The 20,168-nt window shown below is 63.0% G+C and carries 16 protein-coding genes and 1 tRNA gene; 6 read left to right on the forward strand and 11 right to left on the reverse strand.

Annotation, left to right across the window (positions count from 1 at the left end; translation table 11 throughout):
- On the forward strand, window positions 1–706 hold a 706-nt coding region (locus tag EK16_RS01050), incomplete at its 5' end, for a Hint domain-containing protein (RefSeq protein WP_051928734.1).
- Between the two features lie 127 nt (window positions 707–833).
- Window positions 834–1,340: a hypothetical protein gene (locus tag EK16_RS01055; RefSeq protein WP_156098415.1), complete on the forward strand. Its 507-nt coding sequence runs from the start codon at window positions 834–836 to the stop codon at window positions 1,338–1,340.
- Window positions 1,341–1,407: 67 nt separating this feature from the next.
- Here EK16_RS01055 and EK16_RS01060 read toward each other — a convergent pair whose 3' ends face one another.
- The 4 genes from EK16_RS01060 to EK16_RS01075 form a co-directional block, all read right to left on the reverse strand.
- Window positions 1,408–1,917 (reverse strand): peptidylprolyl isomerase, encoded by a 510-nt coding sequence (locus EK16_RS01060; RefSeq protein WP_051928791.1) that lies wholly within the window; start codon window positions 1,915–1,917, stop codon window positions 1,408–1,410.
- Window positions 1,918–2,000: 83 nt separating this feature from the next.
- On the reverse strand, window positions 2,001–2,516 hold the full coding sequence (gene coaD / locus EK16_RS01065) for a pantetheine-phosphate adenylyltransferase (RefSeq protein WP_038033793.1): 516 nt from the start codon (window positions 2,514–2,516) through the stop codon (window positions 2,001–2,003).
- A gap of 20 nt (window positions 2,517–2,536) precedes the next feature.
- The gene (gyrA, locus tag EK16_RS01070) at window positions 2,537–5,221 is read right to left on the reverse strand and encodes a DNA gyrase subunit A (RefSeq protein ID WP_038033794.1); all 2,685 of its coding nucleotides are present in this window, start codon (window positions 5,219–5,221) and stop codon (window positions 2,537–2,539) included.
- Window positions 5,222–5,502: 281 nt separating this feature from the next.
- Window positions 5,503–6,543: a DUF4424 family protein gene (locus tag EK16_RS01075; protein WP_197059565.1), complete on the reverse strand. Its 1,041-nt coding sequence runs from the start codon at window positions 6,541–6,543 to the stop codon at window positions 5,503–5,505.
- A 241-nt stretch (window positions 6,544–6,784) separates the two neighbouring features.
- On the opposite strand from EK16_RS01075, the gene EK16_RS01080 reads away from it, so the two are divergent.
- Window positions 6,785–6,874: transfer RNA gene (locus EK16_RS01080), tRNA-Ser, on the forward strand.
- Between the two features lie 188 nt (window positions 6,875–7,062).
- On the forward strand, window positions 7,063–8,109 hold the full coding sequence (gene bmt / locus EK16_RS01085) for a betaine--homocysteine S-methyltransferase (RefSeq protein WP_038033797.1): 1,047 nt from the start codon (window positions 7,063–7,065) through the stop codon (window positions 8,107–8,109).
- 36 nt (window positions 8,110–8,145) lie between these two features.
- Here bmt and EK16_RS01090 read toward each other — a convergent pair whose 3' ends face one another.
- Window positions 8,146–8,973: a hypothetical protein gene (locus EK16_RS01090; protein WP_038033799.1), complete on the reverse strand. Its 828-nt coding sequence runs from the start codon at window positions 8,971–8,973 to the stop codon at window positions 8,146–8,148.
- A 570-nt stretch (window positions 8,974–9,543) separates the two neighbouring features.
- On the opposite strand from EK16_RS01090, the gene aat reads away from it, so the two are divergent.
- The gene (gene aat, locus EK16_RS01095; RefSeq protein WP_255353314.1) at window positions 9,544–10,221 is read left to right on the forward strand and encodes a leucyl/phenylalanyl-tRNA--protein transferase; all 678 of its coding nucleotides are present in this window, start codon (window positions 9,544–9,546) and stop codon (window positions 10,219–10,221) included.
- A 119-nt stretch (window positions 10,222–10,340) separates the two neighbouring features.
- Here the strand turns inward: aat and EK16_RS01100 are convergent, their stop codons facing one another.
- The 4 genes from EK16_RS01100 to EK16_RS01115 all read right to left on the reverse strand — a co-directional run bounded on the left by EK16_RS01100 (window position 10,341) and on the right by EK16_RS01115 (window position 12,827).
- Window positions 10,341–10,847: a DUF2155 domain-containing protein gene (locus EK16_RS01100; RefSeq protein WP_038033801.1), complete on the reverse strand. Its 507-nt coding sequence runs from the start codon at window positions 10,845–10,847 to the stop codon at window positions 10,341–10,343.
- Window positions 10,848–10,886: 39 nt separating this feature from the next.
- Window positions 10,887–11,642, reverse strand: a complete 756-nt coding sequence (locus EK16_RS01105) for a class I SAM-dependent methyltransferase (RefSeq protein WP_038033803.1) — start codon at window positions 11,640–11,642, stop codon at window positions 10,887–10,889.
- Between the two features lie 244 nt (window positions 11,643–11,886).
- A complete protein-coding gene (gene mlaD / locus EK16_RS01110; protein WP_038033806.1) occupies window positions 11,887–12,345 on the reverse strand; it encodes an outer membrane lipid asymmetry maintenance protein MlaD in 459 nt (152 codons plus the stop codon).
- Window positions 12,346–12,437: 92 nt separating this feature from the next.
- Entirely contained in the window at window positions 12,438–12,827 is a 390-nt protein-coding gene (locus tag EK16_RS01115) for an NADH:ubiquinone oxidoreductase subunit NDUFA12 (RefSeq protein ID WP_051928792.1), read from the reverse strand.
- 1,014 nt (window positions 12,828–13,841) lie between these two features.
- Between EK16_RS01115 and EK16_RS01120 the strand changes: the two genes are divergently transcribed.
- Window positions 13,842–17,660 (forward strand): vitamin B12-dependent ribonucleotide reductase, encoded by a 3,819-nt coding sequence (locus tag EK16_RS01120; RefSeq protein WP_038034134.1) that lies wholly within the window; start codon window positions 13,842–13,844, stop codon window positions 17,658–17,660.
- A 276-nt stretch (window positions 17,661–17,936) separates the two neighbouring features.
- On the opposite strand, the gene EK16_RS01125 is transcribed toward EK16_RS01120, so the two are convergent.
- Together EK16_RS01125 and EK16_RS01130 are read right to left on the reverse strand one after the other, a co-directional pair.
- Complete coding sequence (locus EK16_RS01125) at window positions 17,937–19,484, reverse strand: sensor histidine kinase (RefSeq protein WP_051928735.1); 1,548 nt, start codon at window positions 19,482–19,484, stop codon at window positions 17,937–17,939.
- The gene (locus tag EK16_RS01130) at window positions 19,481–20,167 is read right to left on the reverse strand and encodes a response regulator transcription factor (RefSeq protein WP_038033812.1); all 687 of its coding nucleotides are present in this window, start codon (window positions 20,165–20,167) and stop codon (window positions 19,481–19,483) included. Before EK16_RS01130 ends, EK16_RS01125 begins: the two co-directional genes overlap by 4 nt.
- Window position 20,168 lies beyond the last annotated feature (1 nt).

A 20,168-nucleotide genomic window follows, 5' to 3' on the forward strand; every position in this document is an offset into this window, starting at 1 on the left:
CAGCGGTCAGATCCATGTTCGCAATTCGGATCCGACGACGACGGAAACGGCCATGGAGTTCGCCTGTTTTCCGGCGGGAACCCGGATGCTGACGGCCTCGGGGCCGAAGGCCATCGAGCGGCTGCGCGCCGGGGATCTTCTGATCACCGCCTCCGGCAAGGCGCGGCCGCTGGCCTTTCTCGGTGTGCAGACGATCCATCCTCACCCCGTTCACGGGCATGCCGCGCGCAATCTGCCGGTGCGGATCGCGGCGCACGCCTTCGGGCCGGGGGCGCCGGCGCGGCCGCTGATCACCAGCTGGTGGCATGGCATCATGCTGCAGGGCGGCTGGATCCGCCGCTGGTTCGGACAGGAGCGCATCATCGTGCCGGCCGGGCGGCTGATCAACGGCGGGAGCATCCGCCCGCTGTCGGCGGCGGGCGTGATCACGCTGTACAACGTGGTGCTGGAGGCTCATGACGTGGTTTTCGCCGAGGGGCTTTCGGTGGAGACCTTCCGGCCGCTGAACGGCAACCAGCGCGATTTCGACAACTGGCGGGAGTTTGCGCCCTTCCATCTGCCGGATGCCGAGCTGGAGGCGCGCTATCCGCCATGCTGCCCGGTTCTGGACAGCGACGCGGAGGGACGGTTCATCGGACAGAACCTGCACCGTCTGGCCGGCGAACAGCTGACAGCGGCGCTGCTCTGGCCGCTGCAGGCCGCCTGAGCGCGCCTGCGGTTACGGCCCCTATGGCAATGCTGTCAGGTTTGGCCTGGTGGTCCTGCCAAAATCGTTTGTGAGCCTGATGCGGGATCACCACAAGCCTGCCCGATCAAAGCCGAATGGAGCATCGATGTCGGAACAGACCAGCAAGGAGCTGAAGGGGCAAATACCGCGTCCTGATCCAGTTACCGCCCATGAAGGGCAGCAAGCGCGGGCGCAGACCGCATCAATGGCCCAAAGGGCGTCACGTCCGGTTCGGACGCGGCTCATTCTGCGCGTTTATGATGCGGGGGTGGACATCCTGCGCGAAACCACCGAAGTGGATACAGGGCGGGTGTCTCTGGTTTCTCTTGGCTGGGCCAACCTGCGCGATGCTTCCATTCCCGATTCCGTGCGCCAGAAGATGCGCCCCGAAGAGATCACCGCTGCGCAGGACAAGCTCCTGCTCTTGCGGGATCGCATGGAACTGCGGGACCGGGCGGATGCCTATATGCTGGCGGCGGACATCAACCGCGTGCGCACCTGGTTGCAGACTGCCAGTTTGCGTGACGTCGAAAAAATCGCCGATGATCTCGTTTTTGAAATGCAGGAACTGCGGGCGCTCATCCTGAAGCGTCTGTCCGAGCGCGAAACGTAATCCCGCTTTTCTGAAAAAGAGCGGAAATTCGGGTATTCATCGCATATGTCGCCACATGGCGCAGGGATTACTTGTCCACATCGGCGGCGACGCGCATGCGCACGATCTTGTCCGGGTGCGCGGGCGGTTCACCGGGGGCAATCCTGTCCACGCATTCCATGCCTTTCACCACCTTGCCCCAGACGGTGTACTTGCCGTCCAGAAAACGGCCGTCGGCAAACATGATGAAGAACTGGGAATTGGCGGAATTGGGATCTTGGGCCCGGGCCATGCCTACGGTGCCGCGGGTGAAGGGCACGCTGGAGAATTCGGCGGGCAGGTTGGGATACTTCGAGCCGCCAAAGCCGGTGCCGGTGGGATCGCCCGTCTGGGCCATGAAGCCGGGAATGACGCGGTGAAAGATGATGCCGTCGTAGAATTTCTCACGGGCGAGTTTCTTGATGCGGGCCACGTGCTTGGGCGCCACCTCGGGCAGGAGCTTGATGACCACGCGGCAATTGTTCTTCAGGTCCAGGTAGATGGTGTTTTCGGGATCCAGGCCGAGTTTGGCGGCCTCGCCGGCCCGGGCAGAGGGCATGCCAAGGCTTCCTGCGAGGAGGGCGGTGGCAATGAGCGATAAGGCCTTTGAGATGTGGCGGCGGTCAATTTTGCGATGCATGATCATTCTCCCTTCTTGGCGAGGGCCTCGCGCACGGCCTCGGCGGCTTCCATCGGCAGGAAATGACGAATGTCCCCGCCCATTTCGGCGATCTGGCGGATAAGAGACGAGGAGATCGTGCGCGTTGTCGGGCTTGCGGCCAGAAAGATGGTCTCGATCTCCGGATCCAGTGTGGTGTTTGTCTGGGCCATGCGCACTTCATAGTCGAAATCCGAGCCATCGCGCAAACCGCGGATGATGGCAACGGCTCCGGCGCGGCGGGCGGCGTCAACAGTCAGGCAGGTATATTTGGCCAGACGGATGTCGCATTCGGTGCGTTCGCGCAAGGGAGCGATGGCGGCATCCAGGACTTCCAGGCGCTTCTCCACAGGCAGCAGCCCGCTCTTGGCATGATTGACGCCAACGGCGACAATGAGCCTGTCAAACAGCCGCGCCGCCCGCCCGATAATGTCCAGATGCCCGTAGGTGACAGGATCAAAGCTGCCCGGATAGAAGCCTGTGCGGCGTGTCTCGCTCATGAAATATTCTCCTCGCCGCTTCACGCATTTTGATCGTCTATGCTGCCTTCGTCTTTCTCATCCTCCTCCGTTTCCGAGATGCGTTCGGCGGAGACGACGCGTTCGTCATCTTCGGTGCGGAAGACGATGACGCCCTGCGCGGCGCGGCCCATGATGGAGATTTCGTCAACGGAGGTGCGGATGAGCTTGCCCTTGTCTGTGACCAGCATGATCTGATCGCCGTCCTCAACGGGGAAGGCCGCAATCAGCAGGCCGGTTTTCTCGCTGAGGCCCATGGCCTTGATACCGGAGCCGCCGCGGTCGGTCACGCGATATTCATGGCTGGAGGTGCGCTTGCCATAGCCCTTCTCGGACAGGGTGAGGATGAGCTGCTCCGCCGCCTCGATCTCGGCGAAGCGTTCAGGGCTTAGGCCATCGTCCTCGCCCTTCTTCATGCGGAAGTAAGCGTCGCGTTCCTCCGGTGTCAGCTCGAAATGCTTCAGAACCGACATGGAGATGACTTCATCGCCTTCGGCCAGTTTGATGCCGCGCACGCCGATGGAATTGCGCCCGGCGAACACGCGCACCGCCGTAACAGGAAAGCGAATGGCCTGGCCTTGCGCGGTGGTGAGCAGGATGTCGTCCTGCTCCGTGCAGGTTTCCACGGCGAGGATGGCATCGCCGTCGGTCAGCTTCATGGCGATCTTGCCGTTGCTCTTGATCCCGGTGAAATCGGACAGCCGGTTGCGCCGCACATGGCCGGAGCGGGTGCAGAACATGACGTCCAGCTTGTCCCATTCCGCCTCGTCCTCCGGCAGCGGCAGCACGGAGGTGACCGTCTCGCCCTGCTCCAATGGCAACAGGTTGATGAGCGGGCGGCCGCGGGCATTGGGAGCGGCCAGGGGCAGTTTCCAGACTTTCAGCTGATAGGCCATGCCGCGGGAGGTGAAGAAGACCAGAGGCGTGTGCGTATTGGCCACGAAGAGGCGGGTGACGAAATCCTCCTCCCGGGTCTTCACCCCGGCGCGGCCCTTGCCGCCGCGGCGCTGCGCCCGGTATTCGGCAAGCGGCGTGCGCTTGATGTAGCCGGCATGGGTGACGGTGACCACCATGTCCTCGCGGGCGATGAGGTCCTCATCCTCGATCTCGCCTTCGGCCTCGACAATCTCGGTGCGGCGCGCATCGGCGAATTCCTCGGCGACTTCGTCCAGCTCGGCCGCGATGATGTCCATGACCCGCTGGCGCGAACGCAGGATGTCGAGATAATCGGCGATTTCCGCCGCCAGCTTTTCCAGCTGCTCGGCGATTTCATCGCGCCCGAGAGCGGTGAGCCTGTGCAGGCGCAGATCGAGAATGGCGCGGGCCTGCGCCTCGGTCAGGCGGAAGGTGCCGTCCTCATTGAGGATGACGCGGGGATCGGCGATGAGCCGGATATAGGGCATCATCTCCTCCGCCTTCCAGTCCCGCTCCATCAGGGCCTTGCGGGCAGCGGCGGGATCAGGCGCGGCGCGGATGAGGCGGATGACTTCATCGATGTTGGACACCGCAATGGCAAGGCCGACGAGGACATGGGCGCGGTCGCGCGCCTTGGCCAGCAGGTGGCGGGTGCGGCGGGTGACGACCTCCTCGCGGAAGTCGACGAAGGCGGCGATAAGCTGCTTGAGGTTGAGCAGCTCGGGCCGGCCGCCGATGAGCGCCACGTTGTTGATGCCGAAGGTGACCTGCAGCGGCGAATAGCGATAGAGCTGATTGAGAACGACGTCCGGATTGCCCTCTCGCTTCAGCTCGATGACCACGCGCATGCCGTGGCGGTCGGATTCATCGCGGATGTCGGCGATGCCCTCGATGCGCTTTTCCTTCACCAGCTCGGCGATTTTCTCCACCATCGCCGCCTTATTCACCTGATAGGGGATTTCGGTGACGATGATGGCCAGGCGATCCTTGCGCACCTCCTCGATGTGAGCGCGGCCGCGCACGATGACAGAACCGCGCCCCGTGTGATAGGCGGCGCGGATGCCGGCACGGCCAAGGATGATGCCGCCGGTGGGAAAATCCGGACCGGGAAGATGTTCCATCAGCGCATCGATGCTGATGTCCGGATTGGCGATATAGGCGCGGGTGGCGGCGATGACCTCGGCGAGGTTGTGCGGCGCCATGTTGGTGGCCATGCCAACGGCGATGCCGCCGGCGCCATTGACGAGGAGATTGGGAAAACGTGCGGGCAGGACGGTGGGCTCCTGCTCCGATCCGTCATAGTTGGGCTGGAAGTCCACCGTGTCCTTGTCGATGTCTTCCAGCAAATAGCGGGCGGCGCGGCCCAAGCGCACCTCGGTGTAGCGCATGGCCGCCGGCGGATCGCCGTCCACGGAGCCGAAGTTGCCCTGACCATCGAGCAAGGGCAGACGCAGGGAGAAATCCTGGGCCATGCGCACGAGCGCGTCGTAAATGGCGGCATCGCCATGGGGGTGATACTTACCCATGACATCGCCGACGACACGGGCGCTCTTGCGATAGGGACGATCCCAGCGATAGCCGTTTTCGTACATGGAATAGAGGATGCGCCGGTGCACGGGCTTGAGCCCGTCGCGCACATCGGGTAGCGCGCGCGCCACGATCACGCTCATGGCGTAATCGAGATAGGAGCGGCGCATTTCCTCCTCGATGGCAATGGGGCGGATGCTGCCGCCCCCCTCGCCATGGTGATGGCTGTTGGTGTGTTCGCTCAAGGGAGTCGTCCGTCCTGTATTGCGTTTCAGAGAAAAAGCCCGTGCGCCTTACGAATTTCGCCGGAAGCCGTAAAAGTTCAGGCCGCCGGTGGGATAGGCGCAATCCCGGACGATGGCATGCGATTCACCGCCCGCCAATGCTGGCGGCACGCTAGCAAATCCCCTGTGCTCATGCAAACGGAGAGGTGAGGAAACGGAGGGAAAATCCCCTGTTTTTTCAACGGAATTGCGCCAATTTAAAGCGCCGGTCGCAACAGGTGCATGCTCGTGCACAAAAGGGCTCATTCCGCCCGCGGCAGATCCTGCAGGAAGAGGATCTTCAAATCGCGTTTTGGCGTGAAATCGCGGGCGGTGAAAACGAAACGCGTGGGCGAGACCTTTTTCAGCCCGCGCCAGCAGAGGGAGACGAGATCATCCGCCCGTTTCTTGTCGATGATGAGACGGAAAAAGCGGATGGGACCGGCCCAGTTCGCCCCTGTCTTGAGCACGTAATGTACTTCGCGCCCCATGAGGATGGGGGCCGCGCCGGCAACCTTGTTGGTGGGGTTGCGTTCGGCCTTGCGCCGGGCGGCTTTCAGGAAGGAGGGCTCGGTGCAGTAGGTGCGTTTCAGCCAGTTCGACACGTGGTCGGTTGTGTAGAAGAAAGAGCCGGCGATAGGCGTGTAATCATGCTCGATGATGACGTCCCGGCCTTCCGGGAAGGTCTGTCGCCACCAATAGAGAAGTTCGATGTCCCAGGTGGCGTCCCATTGCTGCCAGGCATCATAGGGAGCGATGTCCGGCTGGGGCGGATGCAGCAGGCCGGCGTCAATGAGCGCCTGCCGCGCTTCAGGCGCAAGGGCGGCGACTTTGCGCATGAGGCGGTTCATGTTGAGGATATCGGTGGGTTCGATGCCGTATGTTTTGAGCAGGGCGGTGAAGTCCACGCCATTGATGAGGGCGCGGGTCTGCAATTTGGGCGCAACAGGGCGACCATCAACCGAAACGCGGAAGTGGACAGGATCGCGTTCATCGCCCGGGATCTCCACCCCCGGCTCCATCTCGGAAAAGGGCAACAGGGGCAAGGGGAAGGCCACGATGGTATTCACTGTCTGATGCGGCGCATGGAAGACATAGCGCACGTGGATGTGATCGGGCGTGATGGTCAGGGTTTCGGCGTGCATGATCACATCGGCGCTGCTGGTCAAACGCAGGCCGTCGGCAGCGAGCACGGCGGTGGAATCATTGGCCTGAGCATTTGTGCGGGCGAGCAGCAGGCTTGCTGCGGCAAAAACGACGAGGGCGACACGGCGGGCTTTATGAGAGATCTTGAGTGCGGACATGACCATCCTCCAACGCGCAGTCTCAGCCACCGGAGATGTCCCTGCGCTGTGTCTTGTCGCTGCGTTCCGCCCAAACCCATGAACACAAGATAAGTGTTCGTCTCCTCGGTTGCCATGACCGGGTTCATTGAACGGCTTGTTTTCTGCGAGAAGTGAGCTATGTGTTCTGGCAGGGCAGCAGCGCGCATGCTTCGGTTTGGTGCTCTTGAATGTGCGCGTTCGGACCTGCCGGATCACATATGGAGGGGTGGCTGAGTGGTCGAAAGCGGCGGTCTTGAAAACCGCAGAGGGCAAACGCCCTCCGGGGGTTCGAATCCCTCCCCCTCCGCCAGAGGTGTGACCGAATACACTCTGCTCTCTTGCATCAAGAAGTGATGCCGCTTTGCATATAAAAATCCCTTTATATCCTGGGCGAGGTGTGGGATAAGGGCGGCCAGGGCGTGAGGTCTTCTCTTAGGGCAAAATGCGCAGGGGAAGGCTATATGACGCTTTTTTCGGATATCGCCAAGGAGGAGGGTCATGGCCCGGGCATCGTTTCCTGAGCTTCTGAATGCGCGCGACTGGCTTTTGGCGGATGGCGCCACGGGAACCAATCTTTTCGCCATGGGGCTGGCCAATGGCGAGCCGCCCGAGTTCTGGACGACGGAGAAGCCGGAGAACATCCGGGCGCTGCATCAGGGCTTCGTTGATGCCGGTTCCGACATCATCCTCACCAATACCTTCGGCTGCAACCGGCACCGGCTGAAGCTGCACAATGCCGAGGCGCGGGTGCCGGAGCTCAATGAGAAGGCGGCGCGGCTGGCCGGCGCCGTGGCGGAAGCGGCCGATCGGCCGGTGATCGTGGCCGGCTCCGTTGGGCCGACGGGCGAGATCTTCATGCCGGCGGGCACCATGAGCATGGAAGAGGGCATTGAGGCCTTTTCCGAACAGATCGCCGCGCTGGCCGAGGGCGGCATCGATGTGGTCTGGATCGAGACCATGTCGGCGGAGGAAGAGGTGCGCGCGGCGGTGACGGCGGCGCGCAAGGTGGCGCCCGATCTGCCTGTGGTGGTGACCATGAGTTTCGATACGGCCGGGCGCACCATGATGGGGGTGACGCCGGCGCAACTGGCCGCCCTGGCGCAGGAGCTGAACCTGACGGCCTTCGGCTCCAATTGCGGAACCGGGGCGCCGGATCTTCTGGTTGGCATCCTGGAGATGACGGAGGCTGCGCCCGATGCCGTTGTCGTGGCCAAGGCCAATGCCGGCGTGCCGGAATTCGTGGACGGAGAAATCCACTATTCCGGAACGGTGGAAATGGCCGGGGCCTATGCGCGCATGGCGCTGGATGCCGGCGCGCGCATCATCGGCGGCTGCTGCGGCAATACCTTTGCGCATGTGCGGGCCATGCATGAAGCCCTTAAGGGCTATGAGAAGGGGCCGCGGCCGACGGTGGAGGACATTGTGAAAAAGCTCGGGCCGCTCTCGCAGAAGCGGGCGGAGGGGCATGCCTGCGGTCATGATCATGGCGGACGCGGCGGACGACGGCGCAGAAGGCGGCGGCGGGACAATCCGGAATCCGAATAGTGCGTGGTGCAGGCAACGTGCTGCACGCCGGGGCGCTCACTCCCGGGGCGCTGAAATGATGCGGGCGATCTCGCGGTTGACGGTTGTGGCGTCGGTATTCCATACCGCCTCGGGAAGGAGGGCGCGGGCCTTCTCCCTCTTCAGATCAACGGGCTGATGGCCGAGGCGGGCGGTGGCCGGATCGAGGCGGGCGTCATACCAGTCCGTCCACACCTGCCAGTTTTCTCCTTCGCGCTTGAGCAGGCGCGCCCTCATCCAATCCCAGAAAGGCTCGGCCCATTCCGGCTTGTCCCCGGGCCAGAGGGGCGTGTGCATGAGCCAGCGGCTCAAGCCTCCCTCTTCGGCGAGCGCGTTGCGGGCTTGGTCCAGATCGGCGGCGATGCTGGGCCAGTCGTTGATCGTCTCGGCGATGTGCACGATGGCGCGGGTGGCGGCATATCGGTCCGCGCTGCCGGAGAAGGCATAAGCCGCCCGCACCGCTGCGGAAAAGGCCATGCGGGCATAGGCGAAGGTCTCATTGGCCTCGGTATGGGCAACGACGGATGTGGCGAGGGAGACGGCGCGGGTGGCCTGCTTGACGGCGGCGTCGATGGCGGCGGAGAGCAGGCCGAGATCGGCGCTGGCGATGATTCCGGCGGGGCCAGTGGCGCCCGCGGCTTCCAGGGCCGCGGTCCAGGCGGTGGACAGCGGGCGCAAGGTGGGCAGAACCGTGGGCATGGCGGCCGCCTCGTCATAGGCCAGCCAGACGTCAAGAAGCGGCAGGGTGCGCAAGGCAGCACGCGCCGCCAGGCCTTGCGCTAGCGCCGGCGGAAGCTCGGCGAGCGCATCATGCAGGCTGGCCGCCGTTAAGGGGGTCTGATTCATTCCGGAATCCTTCAGGTTCGCCGTAGGCGTTTTGCAATCCTTCGCTATCCTCTATGCCCACGTTCAGAAATGTGTGTAGAAACGGGGCAGGGCCCGGGTCAAGTGCGCGTGGTAGAGGGGCGATCCCGCCCAGCGAAAGAACCCGCGGAGAAATTGGGCATGGCCCCATGGTAGCGTGACAGGTGAGAGTGGTGTGCCTTTTTTCTTTGATCGGCATGCAGGAAAGGGACTGATCAGCCAGGGCATGACCAAAGAGTGTGCGAATTCAATACTTTAAAAATGATCTCCCTCCATAAGGTGGAGTTGGTTGTGTCTGTCCTTACTTCCCCACTGCGTCATAGCCTTATCTTGTCTCGGTTGTTTAAGGAGGGCTGGCCTCAAGGATGCATGGTCTCAATCTTCCCCCTGATAGGGGGAGGTCGGCGCGAAGCGCCGGGAGGGGGTCGGGCCGCAAGCGCAGCGCTAAGTTGCCCGACCCCCTCCCCGTCCCTCCCCCTACCAGGGGGAGGGGGAAAGTGGTGCTTCATGTATGGAAAGGATATCAAGGGCAACTGAGTTGATGATGGCATCGTGAGCGGCGTGAAACTGACACCGGAGATCGTGCTGAGAGCCTATGCCGCCGGCCTGTTTCCCATGGCGGAAACCGCCGATTCGCCGGATATTTTCTGGGTGGAACCCTCACGCAGGGGGATCATTCCGCTTGACGGGCTGCATATTCCGCGGCGGCTTGCGCGCACCATCCGCAAGGGAGTGTTCACGGTGCGGGTCAATACGGCCTTTGTTGACGTGATCGATGGCTGTGCCGACCGGCCCACCACCTGGATCAATCCCGTCATCCGGTCGCTATATATCGAGTTGCATGAGATGGGCCATGCGCATTCGGTGGAATGCTGGCGGGAGGGACGGCTGGCGGGCGGACTGTATGGCGTGGTGCTGGGCGGGGCCTTTTTCGGCGAAAGCATGTTCTCCAAGGCGCGTGATGCCTCAAAGGTGGCGCTGGTGCATCTTATGGCGCGCTTGAACGCCGGTGGCTTTACGCTTCTCGATACGCAGTTCGTCACCGAGCATCTGGCCCGCCTGGGCGCCATTGAAATTCACCGAATCCACTATCGCCGGCTGCTTAGAGATGCCCTGCGCCGACAGGGTGACTTTTTCGCCTTCAATCAGGATGATGATCCGTTGCGCGTGCTGGAATTGGCAGGATACGGGCGGCGCAAGCGGGATGGTGATGCATCCGGTGATGCCTGAAAGACAGATGACGCCTTTGGCAGCCTGACCGCGATCGCCTCAGGCGGCACAGGCTGTTTATTGCAGGAAAAGCCCTCTTCCCGCCCTTGGTGTTGAGAAGGCCTTCAGTTCAAGGGCGTTCAGCCGGTTGAGTTTTCAGGTGCCGCGGCCTTTTTGCCGGATTTGTCCGGTGTTTTCACCGGTTCCTCGCAGCCGGTGAGCCAGACGTCGAAAATGGGGTGCTCCACAGCATTAAGCCCCGGGCTTTCCGCGTTCATCCAGCCGGTGAAGATGCGGCGGGTGCGGGCTGCGGCCTTGCCGTTGGCATCGGTGCGTTCGGGCGCGGCGGAAAGGCGGATTTCATCCACCTCGACAAAGGCCATGGTGCGCGGCTTTTCCGTCACCGGGCGGGTGTGACAGGCGCGCGGCGTGACCAGCAGGTTGCCGAAGCGATGGGTCTCATTGAGAGGAACGCGGAAGGTGGTGATGCGGGCAGTGATCTTGTCCAGCCCGGCGAAGACGGCGATGCGGTTCTCAATGGGTGCGGCGGCAACGGGGGCGGAAAAAGCAGCGATGAGCGCCGCGGCTGTCAGGATCGTGCGCACGGAGACCTGTCGCCTGCGCTGAGGCGCAGCGTTTCGGGCCATGGGTCTATGAGCGCTGTCAGGCCTGATCCTCATCGGCGTTCATTTCCGCTTGCGGGCGAGAACGCGCAGACGCACGTAATCCGCCGTCCAGTTGCCTTCCGAATCACACAGCACGGGCCGCAGCAGGTCTTCCACCTCGGCGATGACGACAGGAGCGTCCTCGCCAAACTGCTCGAAGAAGGCGCCGCGGAAAACCTTGAGCCAGTCACTCATGCGGCCGGGCAGGGGCGTGGGGCGCGGCACCAGCTCGATGCGCTCCACATCGAACCCCACCGCACGCAGCAGGCGGGCATATTCCGCCGGGGTGGGGAAAAACCACGGCCCGGCCAGGCTCTCATTCGCACCGCGGCGACGGGCCACGGCACGCAGGGCGGTGACGATGGTGGCGACATTGCCATGCCCGCCCATTTCGGCGACAAACCGTCCGCCCGGGCGCAGGGCGCGCAGCACGCCTTCGGCCACGGCGCGGGCATCGGTCATCCAGTGCAGGGCGGCGTTGGAAAAGACGGCATCGAACTCGTTCTCGAACGGCAAATCCTCGCCGGACGCCTGAATGACCTGCACGCCACGGGCGCGGGCGGCTTTCAGCATCTCGGCGGAAATGTCCACGCCCACGACCTTGCAGCCTTCGCGCATCAGCCTCTCGGCAATGACGCCATCGCCACAGCCGAGGTCGAGAATGCGCTCGCCGGGTTTCGGCTGCAGCCAGTTCAGGATCTCCCGCGCTTCGTCGGTGACGAAGCGGGCATGCCGGTCATAGGTTTCCGGCGACCAGTCCTGACGGATGTGACTCATGGGTCTTGCCTCGCTGCATTCTGTGGCATCGAGCCTTGGCATCAAGGGCCGGTCCTGAACCCTGCCGAAGGTTTTGCGGCGCCTTCATTGGTGGCCTGTTCCTGCCGTCTCATGGAAGCATGGCAAAGTTGCGGCGGCAAGAGCGTGCTGTCGGCCATTTTCTTTGCCCAATGGCAAGGGTTCAATGCTTGCCGGCCTGGACGAAGTCAGGTTTTGCAGGCCGGGGCCTTCAGCCCGAAGGATGTTACTTCGGCGACTTGTTCTTCTCGTCGAAGATGTATTTGTTGACGAGCGCCCAGATGTCGAGGGCGCTTTGGGTGTTTTCCAGCGTGTCGCCGTCCTTGAGCATGACATCGGAACCGCCGGGATCGAGGGCGATGTACTTGTCGCCAAGCAGGCCCTCGGCCGTGACCTTGGCGGAGGTGTCCTCCGGCAGCTTCACATTCGAATCAATGGCCATGGTCACCACGGCCTGATAGGTCTCCTGATCCAGTTTCTGATCCACGACCGAGCCGATCTTGATGCCGGCGAGACGCACGTCGGAGCCGATGGCAATGCCGTCGATATTGTCGAAAATGGCGTTGACGTGATAGCCGCCGCGACCGCGGCCCATGTCGGTGGTGGAATAGACGAAGGCGAAGAAGGCCGCCGCGATCGCAATAACGATCGCCCCCACGATGGTTTCCACAACGGAGCTGTTCATCGTCCGGGCTCTTCCTTCCTGTCCTTTCCGGTCAAGACCGCTGTCTCGCTTTGGCCCATGCCTTATTGATGCGAATCTTCAGGGTGTGTTTTTCAGCCGTCATCAGGGCGCCAGGCCTCATGGGCCGGGCGGGCCATGGGCACCGGCTTTTTGCGATAGAGAGAGCCGGGCGGGAAGATGGCCTGATCCGTGCCGGTGGGGTTGGGCATGTGCGGCTTTTCCCAGGGATGCGGCTCATATTCGGCCTCGGTGGGCGGCGTGTCGGTGCGCCAGTGGATCCAGCCATGCCAGCCCGGCGGAATGCGCGAGGCTTCGGCATAGCCGTTGTAGATCACCCAGCGGTGCTTGCCGTCATAGCTCTGATAATAGACGTTGCCCTGATCATCCTCGCCCACGCGCACGCCCTTGCGCCAGGTGAAAAAGCGCGTGCCCACGGTGGCACCGTTCCACCAGGTGAAGATCTGGATGAAAACGTCCTTCAGGCTCATGATGTCTCAATCCCTGGCCGCAGACCGAAAGGAAACCGGGCGCCGCCATTGCATCAGTGCTCGGAAACGCCCGCACTGCGATTGCGGAATATGAACCGATTGCCGCTGCAAGTCCAGATCATGGTGCGCGGGTGGCGGAAAGAAGCGTCTTAATCAAAGCGAATCGAATCACCGGGGTCTGAGCTGGAGGATAAATTCTCTTTATGGGAGATTTATTTGTTGTTATTGCAATTTGCAGTAAGTCATCTGCGCTCGGAGGAGCGTGCGTCGGGTAAGCATTCGGAAACCGTTTTTCCAAAATCCCCTTTGGACGATTGTGGATGAATACGGCTTGTCCACAGGTGGGGAGAGCCTTGTGCACAGATGGCGCAAGCCTGCGAAACTCCGCACCTCAAGCGCGGGAAAAGAACCCCGCTTTCCGCCGGCTTTCCACATGATTCCCAACCATGCACTAGATATAGGGCCTCACATTCCTGGTGACCACAATCTGTTGACGGATGGAGGGCTTGGGCGTATGATGCTCCCTGTCGATGACGGTGGGGCCGGGGCGGTTTTTTAGAGCCTCAGGTTCATGCCGGATTGGCTCAGGCCGCAGGATAAAAGGAGCGGCAATCCAGACAGATTAAGACGGCGGAAACGGGGTGCATGAAGGCCCCCGTCATGTGATCGCCGGCGGAAGAATGGCCTTTCGCCGGAAGGGATCTTTCTGTCCGCTCATGCGGGATTGCACGCACCGGGATTATGCCTTGCGGCCCTGCCGGTTTCTCGCGGCAAGCAAAGCATCGCTCTTTCGCTTGCGGCATGCGGGACATCGACAGGAAGGAAACGGGGCGGCGGCCGGAAAGGGCCACGTTCGCGCTGCCTTGGGGCGCTTTCATGCAGGGAGCATGGGGGCTGTCGTGCATGAGGTTCGTCCCTGCGTGAGCCTGCATGAAGCAGGGGCACGGGGGCGTGGCGCTCAAATATCCGGCCGCGGATTGTCTTGAAAGCAGGGGCAGAGAGGACATCATGAAAATCGAGCGCCGATTCACTCAGGCAGGCCGTGACATCTATGAAGGCGTGGAATTCCGCCGCATGACCTGCGAGATCCGCAATCCGGACGGATCTGTGGTCTTCCGCATGGATGACGTGGAGATGCCGGCCCACTTCTCGCAGGTGGCCGCCGACATGATGGCGCAGAAGTATTTCCGCAAGGCCGGCGTGCCGGCGCGGCTGAAGCGCGTGCCGGAGGAGGGCGTGCCGGAGTGGCTGTGGCGCTCGGTGCCGGATGAGGAGGCGCTTGCGGCCCTGCCGGAGGAGGAGCGCTACGGGCATGAGACATCGGCGCGGCAGCTTTTTCATCGTCTGGCGGGCGCCTGGACCTACTGGGGCTGGAAGGGCGGCTATTTCGACAGCGAGGAGGATGCGCGCGCCTTCTATGACGAGCTGCGCTGGATGATGCTGATGCAGATGGCGGCGCCCAACTCGCCGCAGTGGTTCAACACCGGGCTGCACTGGGCCTATGGCATCGACGGGCCGGGACAGGGCCATTACTACGTGGATCCGGAGACGAAGCGGCTGGTGCGCTCCAAATCCGCCTACGAACATCCGCAGCCGCATGCCTGCTTCATTCAGTCGATCCAGGATGATCTCGTTAACGAGGGTGGGATCATGGACCTGTGGGTGCGCGAGGCGCGGCTGTTCAAGTATGGCTCGGGCACCGGCACCAACTTCTCCACCCTGCGCGGTGAGAACGAGCCGCTTTCCGGTGGCGGCAAGTCCTCCGGCCTGATGAGCTTTCTCAAGATCGGCGACAGGGCGGCGGGGGCCATCAAGTCCGGCGGCACCACGCGGCGGGCGGCGAAGATGGTCATCGTCGACATCGACCATCCTGATATCGAGGAATTCATCGAGTGGAAGGTGAAGGAGGAGCAGAAGGTGGCGGCGCTCGTCACCGGCTCCAAGATCATCCGCAAGCATTTGACGGCGGTGATGAAGGCCTGCGTCAACTGCGAGGGCGAGGGCGAGGACTGCTTTGATCCGAAGCGCAATCCGGCATTGAAGCGGGCGATCCGTGCTGCGCGCCGCGATCAGGTGCCGGAGAATTACATCCGCCGCGTGATCCAGTTTGCGCGTCAGGGCTTTACCGAGATCGAATTCGACACGTACGACACCGACTGGGACGGCGAGGCCTATCGCACGGTCTCCGGGCAGAACGCCAACAATTCCGTGCGGGTGACCGAAGAATTCCTGCGCGCGGTGGAGGCCGACGGCGAATGGCATCTTATCCGTCGCACCGATGGCGAGATCGCCAAGACGGTGCGGGCGCGGGCATTGTGGGAGAAGATCGGCCAGGCGGCGTGGCATTCCGCCGATCCGGGCATTCAGTTCCACACCACCATCAACGACTGGCACACCTGCCCGGCCTCCGGTGAGATTCGCGCCTCCAACCCCTGCTCGGAATACATGTTCCTGGACGATACCGCCTGCAATCTCGCCTCGCTCAACCTGCTGCGCTTCTATGAGGCCGACAGCGGGCGCTTCCGTGTGGCGGACTTCGAGCATGCGGTGCGGCTGTGGACCATCGTGCTGGAGATCTCCGTGCTGATGGCGCAGTTTCCGTCCAGGGAGATCGCCAGGCGTTCCTATGAGTTCCGCACCCTAGGGCTGGGATTTGCCAACATCGGCGGCCTTCTGATGACCATGGGCCTGCCCTACGATTCGGATGAGGGCCGGGCGATCTGCGGTGCCATTTCGGCGGTGATGACGGGGCGGGCCTATGCCACCTCGGCGGAGATGGCCCGTGAGCTCGGCGCGTTTCCGGGCTTTGCCAAGAACCGCGAGCACATGTTGCGGGTAATCCGCAATCATCGCCGGGCCGCGCACGGACTGACGGAAGGCTACGAGAAGCTCTCGGTGCCGCCGGTGCCGCTGGATCATGCCCATTGTCCCGATGCCACGCTGGCGGAACGGGCCAAGGTCTGCTGGGACGAGGCGCTGGCGCTGGGCGAGGCGCATGGCTATCGCAATGCGCAGGTGTCGGTGATCGCGCCGACGGGCACCATCGGGCTGGTGATGGATTGCGACACCACCGGCATTGAGCCGGATTTCGCCCTGGTGAAGTTCAAGAAGCTGGCCGGCGGCGGCTATCTGAAGATCATCAACCGGGCGGTGCCGGCGGCGCTGCGGCGGCTGGGCTATGACGAGCGCCAGATCGAGGACATTATCACCTATGCCGTCGGTCATGGCACCTTGAAGGGCGCGCCGGCCATCAATCACGAGACCCTGAAGGCGAAGGGCTTCACCGAGGAGAAGATCGCGGCGGTGGAGGAGGCGCTGGGTTCGGCCTTCGACATTCGCTTCGTCTTCAACCGCTTCACGCTGGGCGATGATTTCTGCAGGAAGGTGCTGGGCGTTTCGGAGGAGCAGCTCAACGACGTGACCTTCGATCTGCTTGCGCACATGGGCTTTTCGAAGGCGGAGATCGAGGCCGCCAACACCTATGTGTGCGGGGCGATGACGCTGGAGGGCGCGCCGCATCTGAAGGAGGAGCACCTGCCGGTGTTCGACTGCGCCAACCCTTGCGGCCGCATCGGCAAGCGCTACCTCTCGGTGGAAAGCCACATCCGCATGATGGCGGCGGCGCAGCCCTTCATCTCCGGCGCCATTTCCAAGACGGTGAACATGCCCAACGATGCCACCGTCGAGGACTGCCTGAAGGCCTATGAACTGTCCTGGAAGCTGGGGCTGAAGGCCAACGCGCTGTATCGCGACGGATCCAAGCTCTCGCAGCCGCTGACCGCCCAGATTCTGGAGGACGAGGATGATGAGGACGGCGAGAGCGCGGAGGAGTTCGCCGAAAGCGTGGCCATGACGCAGCCGGCCGTGCAGCGCACGGAGCGCGTGGTGGAAAAGGTGGTCGAGAAGGTGGTGGAAAAGGTGGTGGAGGTGCGCCGCCGCGAGAAACTGCCCGACCGCCGCAAGGGCTATACGCAGAAGGCCATCGTCGGAGGGCACAAGGTCTATCTGCGCACCGGCGAATACGAGGACGGCCGCTTGGGCGAGATCTTCATCGACATGCACAAGGAAGGCGCTGCCTTCCGTGCGATGATGAACAACTTCGCCATCGCCGTCTCGCTGGGGCTGCAATACGGCGTGCCGCTGGAGGAGTACGTGGAGGCCTTCACCTTCACACGCTTTGAGCCGGCCGGCCCCGTGCAGGGCAACGACACCATCAAGCAGGCCACGTCCATTCTGGACTACATCTTCCGCGAGCTGGCCATCTCCTATCTCGGCCGCACGGATCTGGCGCATGTGGAGCCGCATGACATCGGCTTTGATGCCCTGGGCCGCGGTGTGGTGGAAGGCAAGGCGCCGGAGAAGGTGCAGGGCGCTGCGGACGGAAAAACGGGGACGGATGTGGCCCAGCCGCATGGCGTGCCGGCGGCGAAGGTGCTCTCCAGCGGTTTTCTGCGTCACAAGCTGCCGGAGAACGTGGTGCTGATGCCGGAGCGCGGCACGGCTTCCGCCAAGAGCGAGGAACCGGTGGCCAGCGCGCAAGCGCCTGCGATGCACGGCGGGGTCGCCGAGGAGGCGGCAGCATCGCTGGCGCCGCAGCCTGGCGAGGCGGTGGCGGGTCATGCCGCAACAGGCGTGGCAGCAGCCACGGCAGTGCGCCCGCAGGAGGATGCGGATGCCGAAAAGCAGCAGGCCCTGCAGCGCATGATGGAGGCCCGCATGAAGGGCTATGAAGGCGAGGCCTGCCCGGAGTGCGGCAACTTCACCATGGTGCGCAACGGCACGTGCCTTAAGTGCGACACCTGCGGCGCCACCTCGGGCTGCAGCTGATCAAGGGGCCGCACACGATAGGGATGCAGGGGTGCCGTGGGCGGGCGGACCGCGCGCGGCGCCCCTTCATACATACCAAACTGCATAAAGAACCACCCACCGCCCCGCGTCCCACTCACCCCCCAATAAAAACAAGGGCCTGGGCGGGGGTGCGGAGCAATATCACCGGTCAGCTTTTCCGCACCCTGGTATCATTTCCATGAACGGGCGGAGAGCATCATGCCCCTGGTGCCGGAAAACCTGCCGGCTGAAAGGGCCTTTTCTGCTTCAATCACCTCAAGCTTGCGGCAGGGTAATTTCGAAGGTCGCACCCTTTTTGGAGGGGATAAGGCGGATGGTGCCGCCGTGGGCGCGCAGCATGGCGGTGGTGATGGCCAGGCCCATGCCGGTGCCGCCCTTATCGCGCCGGGTGGTGAAAAAAGGCTCGAAGATGCGCTGGGCGTTGCCTTCGGAAATTCCCTCGCCGTCATCGGCGAAGCGGATGTGCATCTGGCCATTGTGCGTTTTTGTGGTGATGGTGATGTGTTGCGCGCCATGACGCAGGGCGTTGTCCGTCAGGTTGGAAAACACAATCAGGGCGTTTTCCTTTGTCATCGGGAGGTTTGCCTCTCCCTGCAGGGTAATTGCCGCATCCGTGAAGCGTTCGCGCAGGGCGCGCACCACATCCCGCATGGCCACGGTGCCGCCCATGGCCGGGTTGTCCGCCGCCGCCAGCGCGCGCATGCGCTCCACAAGACGGGTCATCCGCTTTGTCTCATTCAGCATGGTGGTGAGGAATTTTCGGCGTTGTGCTGCATCCATGCTGTCATCGGCATCCAGCATCAGTTCGGCAGCGCCGCGAATGGCGGTGAGGGGCGATTTCAGCTCATGGGAAACATGGGCGGCGAAGCGGGCGATATAGTCCGAACGCTCGAAAAGGCGGTGTGACATTTTCAGCATTTCATCCGAGAGCCTGGCGATCTCGCGCGTGCCATGGCGGGTCAGCGGCCGTTGCATGTCACGGCGGCCTTCACCGATGGCCTGGGTGCGGCGGGTGAGTTCGCGTAAAGGTCCGGTGACAGTGCGGATCATGATCCAGCCCATGAAGGCGGCCACCGCCAGCACGATCAGCGCTGCCAGGGCAAGGCGTGCCTTCTGCCGCATGATTACGTCGGTCAGCGATGCCGGTGTGCGTCCGGCCAGAACGACGCCACGCACATGCCCTTCCGCGATGACCGGCATGGCCACCCAGACGCGTAAATGTCTGCCCGGCGCATCATCCAGCCGCAGGGCGGAAGCGTAATGGCCGCGCAAGGCGCGCGCCACTTCCGGCTCGTGGGCGTAGCTGCGGGCTGTGCGCAAATTCTCTTCCGTGATGGGACGGCCCAGGGCATCAAGCACCAGCAGCCGCCCCCCGGCAATCCGTTCCGTAAGGCGCAGCATGCGGGTTAAGCGCGCGGCCAGCGGCGCAAGCGCCTGTAGCAGGGCTGCCTTTGCCGGCTTTGCTCGCGGCGGATGGGGCAGGGGAAAGTGAGCGCGGACATCGAGACGGGGCTCTATATCTTTTAGCGCTTCTCGTGATGCCGCCGCGCCTGTTGGCAGGAAAGCCGCATAATTGCCTACCTCTTCGGCAAGGGCTGCGCTCAGCACTGCTGTCTGGGCGATCAGCCGGCTTTCCGCCTGGCGCACCAGGTGATTCTGAAAGACGTGTAGAAAGATCAGGCTGGCCAGCGGCAGGAGCAGCACAAACCCCAACAGCGCCGCCATGACCTGCGCGAGCGAGGGGCGCCATTTCGGTTGCGCTGTTGCCAATCTGGTGCTTTCTGCCGCCTGTGCGTCCATCATGCACGCTCCGCCGCTTGCAGCCTGAAGCCGACGCCGTGCACCGTTTCGATCACCTTGTCACAACCGGCTTCGGCCAGCTTGGCGCGCACATTGCGCACATGGCTGTCTATGGTGCGTTCGGAAACATGAAAGCCCTCGCCATAGACGGCGACCATGAGCTGCGCGCGGGTGAACACCATCGTGGGGCGACGCATCAAGGCGTGCAAAAGATCGAATTCCCGGGCGGTCAGTGTCACCGGTTTTCCATGGCATTCCACCTGTCGTGCGCCCACAAGAAGGCGCAGCGGGCCGTGGGTGTATTCCTCATCGCTTTCCGGTGTGGCGGCGGCACGCTTGAGAATGGCCTTGATGCGTGCGGTCAATTCGCGCGGGGAGAAGGGCTTGGTCACATAATCGTCGGCCCCCAGCTCCAGCCCCAGGATGCGGTCGATTTCCTCGTCGCGCGCGGAAAGAAAAAGAATGGGCAGCTCGGAGTGCTTGCGGATTTCGCGGCAGACATCCAGTCCGTCGCGTTCCGGCATGCCGATATCCAGCACTACGAGGTCGAACGCGCCGGAGAGGGCCTTGCGCAGCGCCTCCTCGCCATCGGCGGCAATGTCATGGGCGAAGCCCTCGCGCTGAAGGGTATAGCAGATCACGTCGCGGATGCCGGGGTCATCGTCGGCGACAAGGATTTTCGCCATC

The organism is Thermopetrobacter sp. TC1 (genome assembly GCF_000746275.1).
GTDB lineage: Bacteria > Pseudomonadota > Alphaproteobacteria > Rhizobiales > Aestuariivirgaceae > Thermopetrobacter.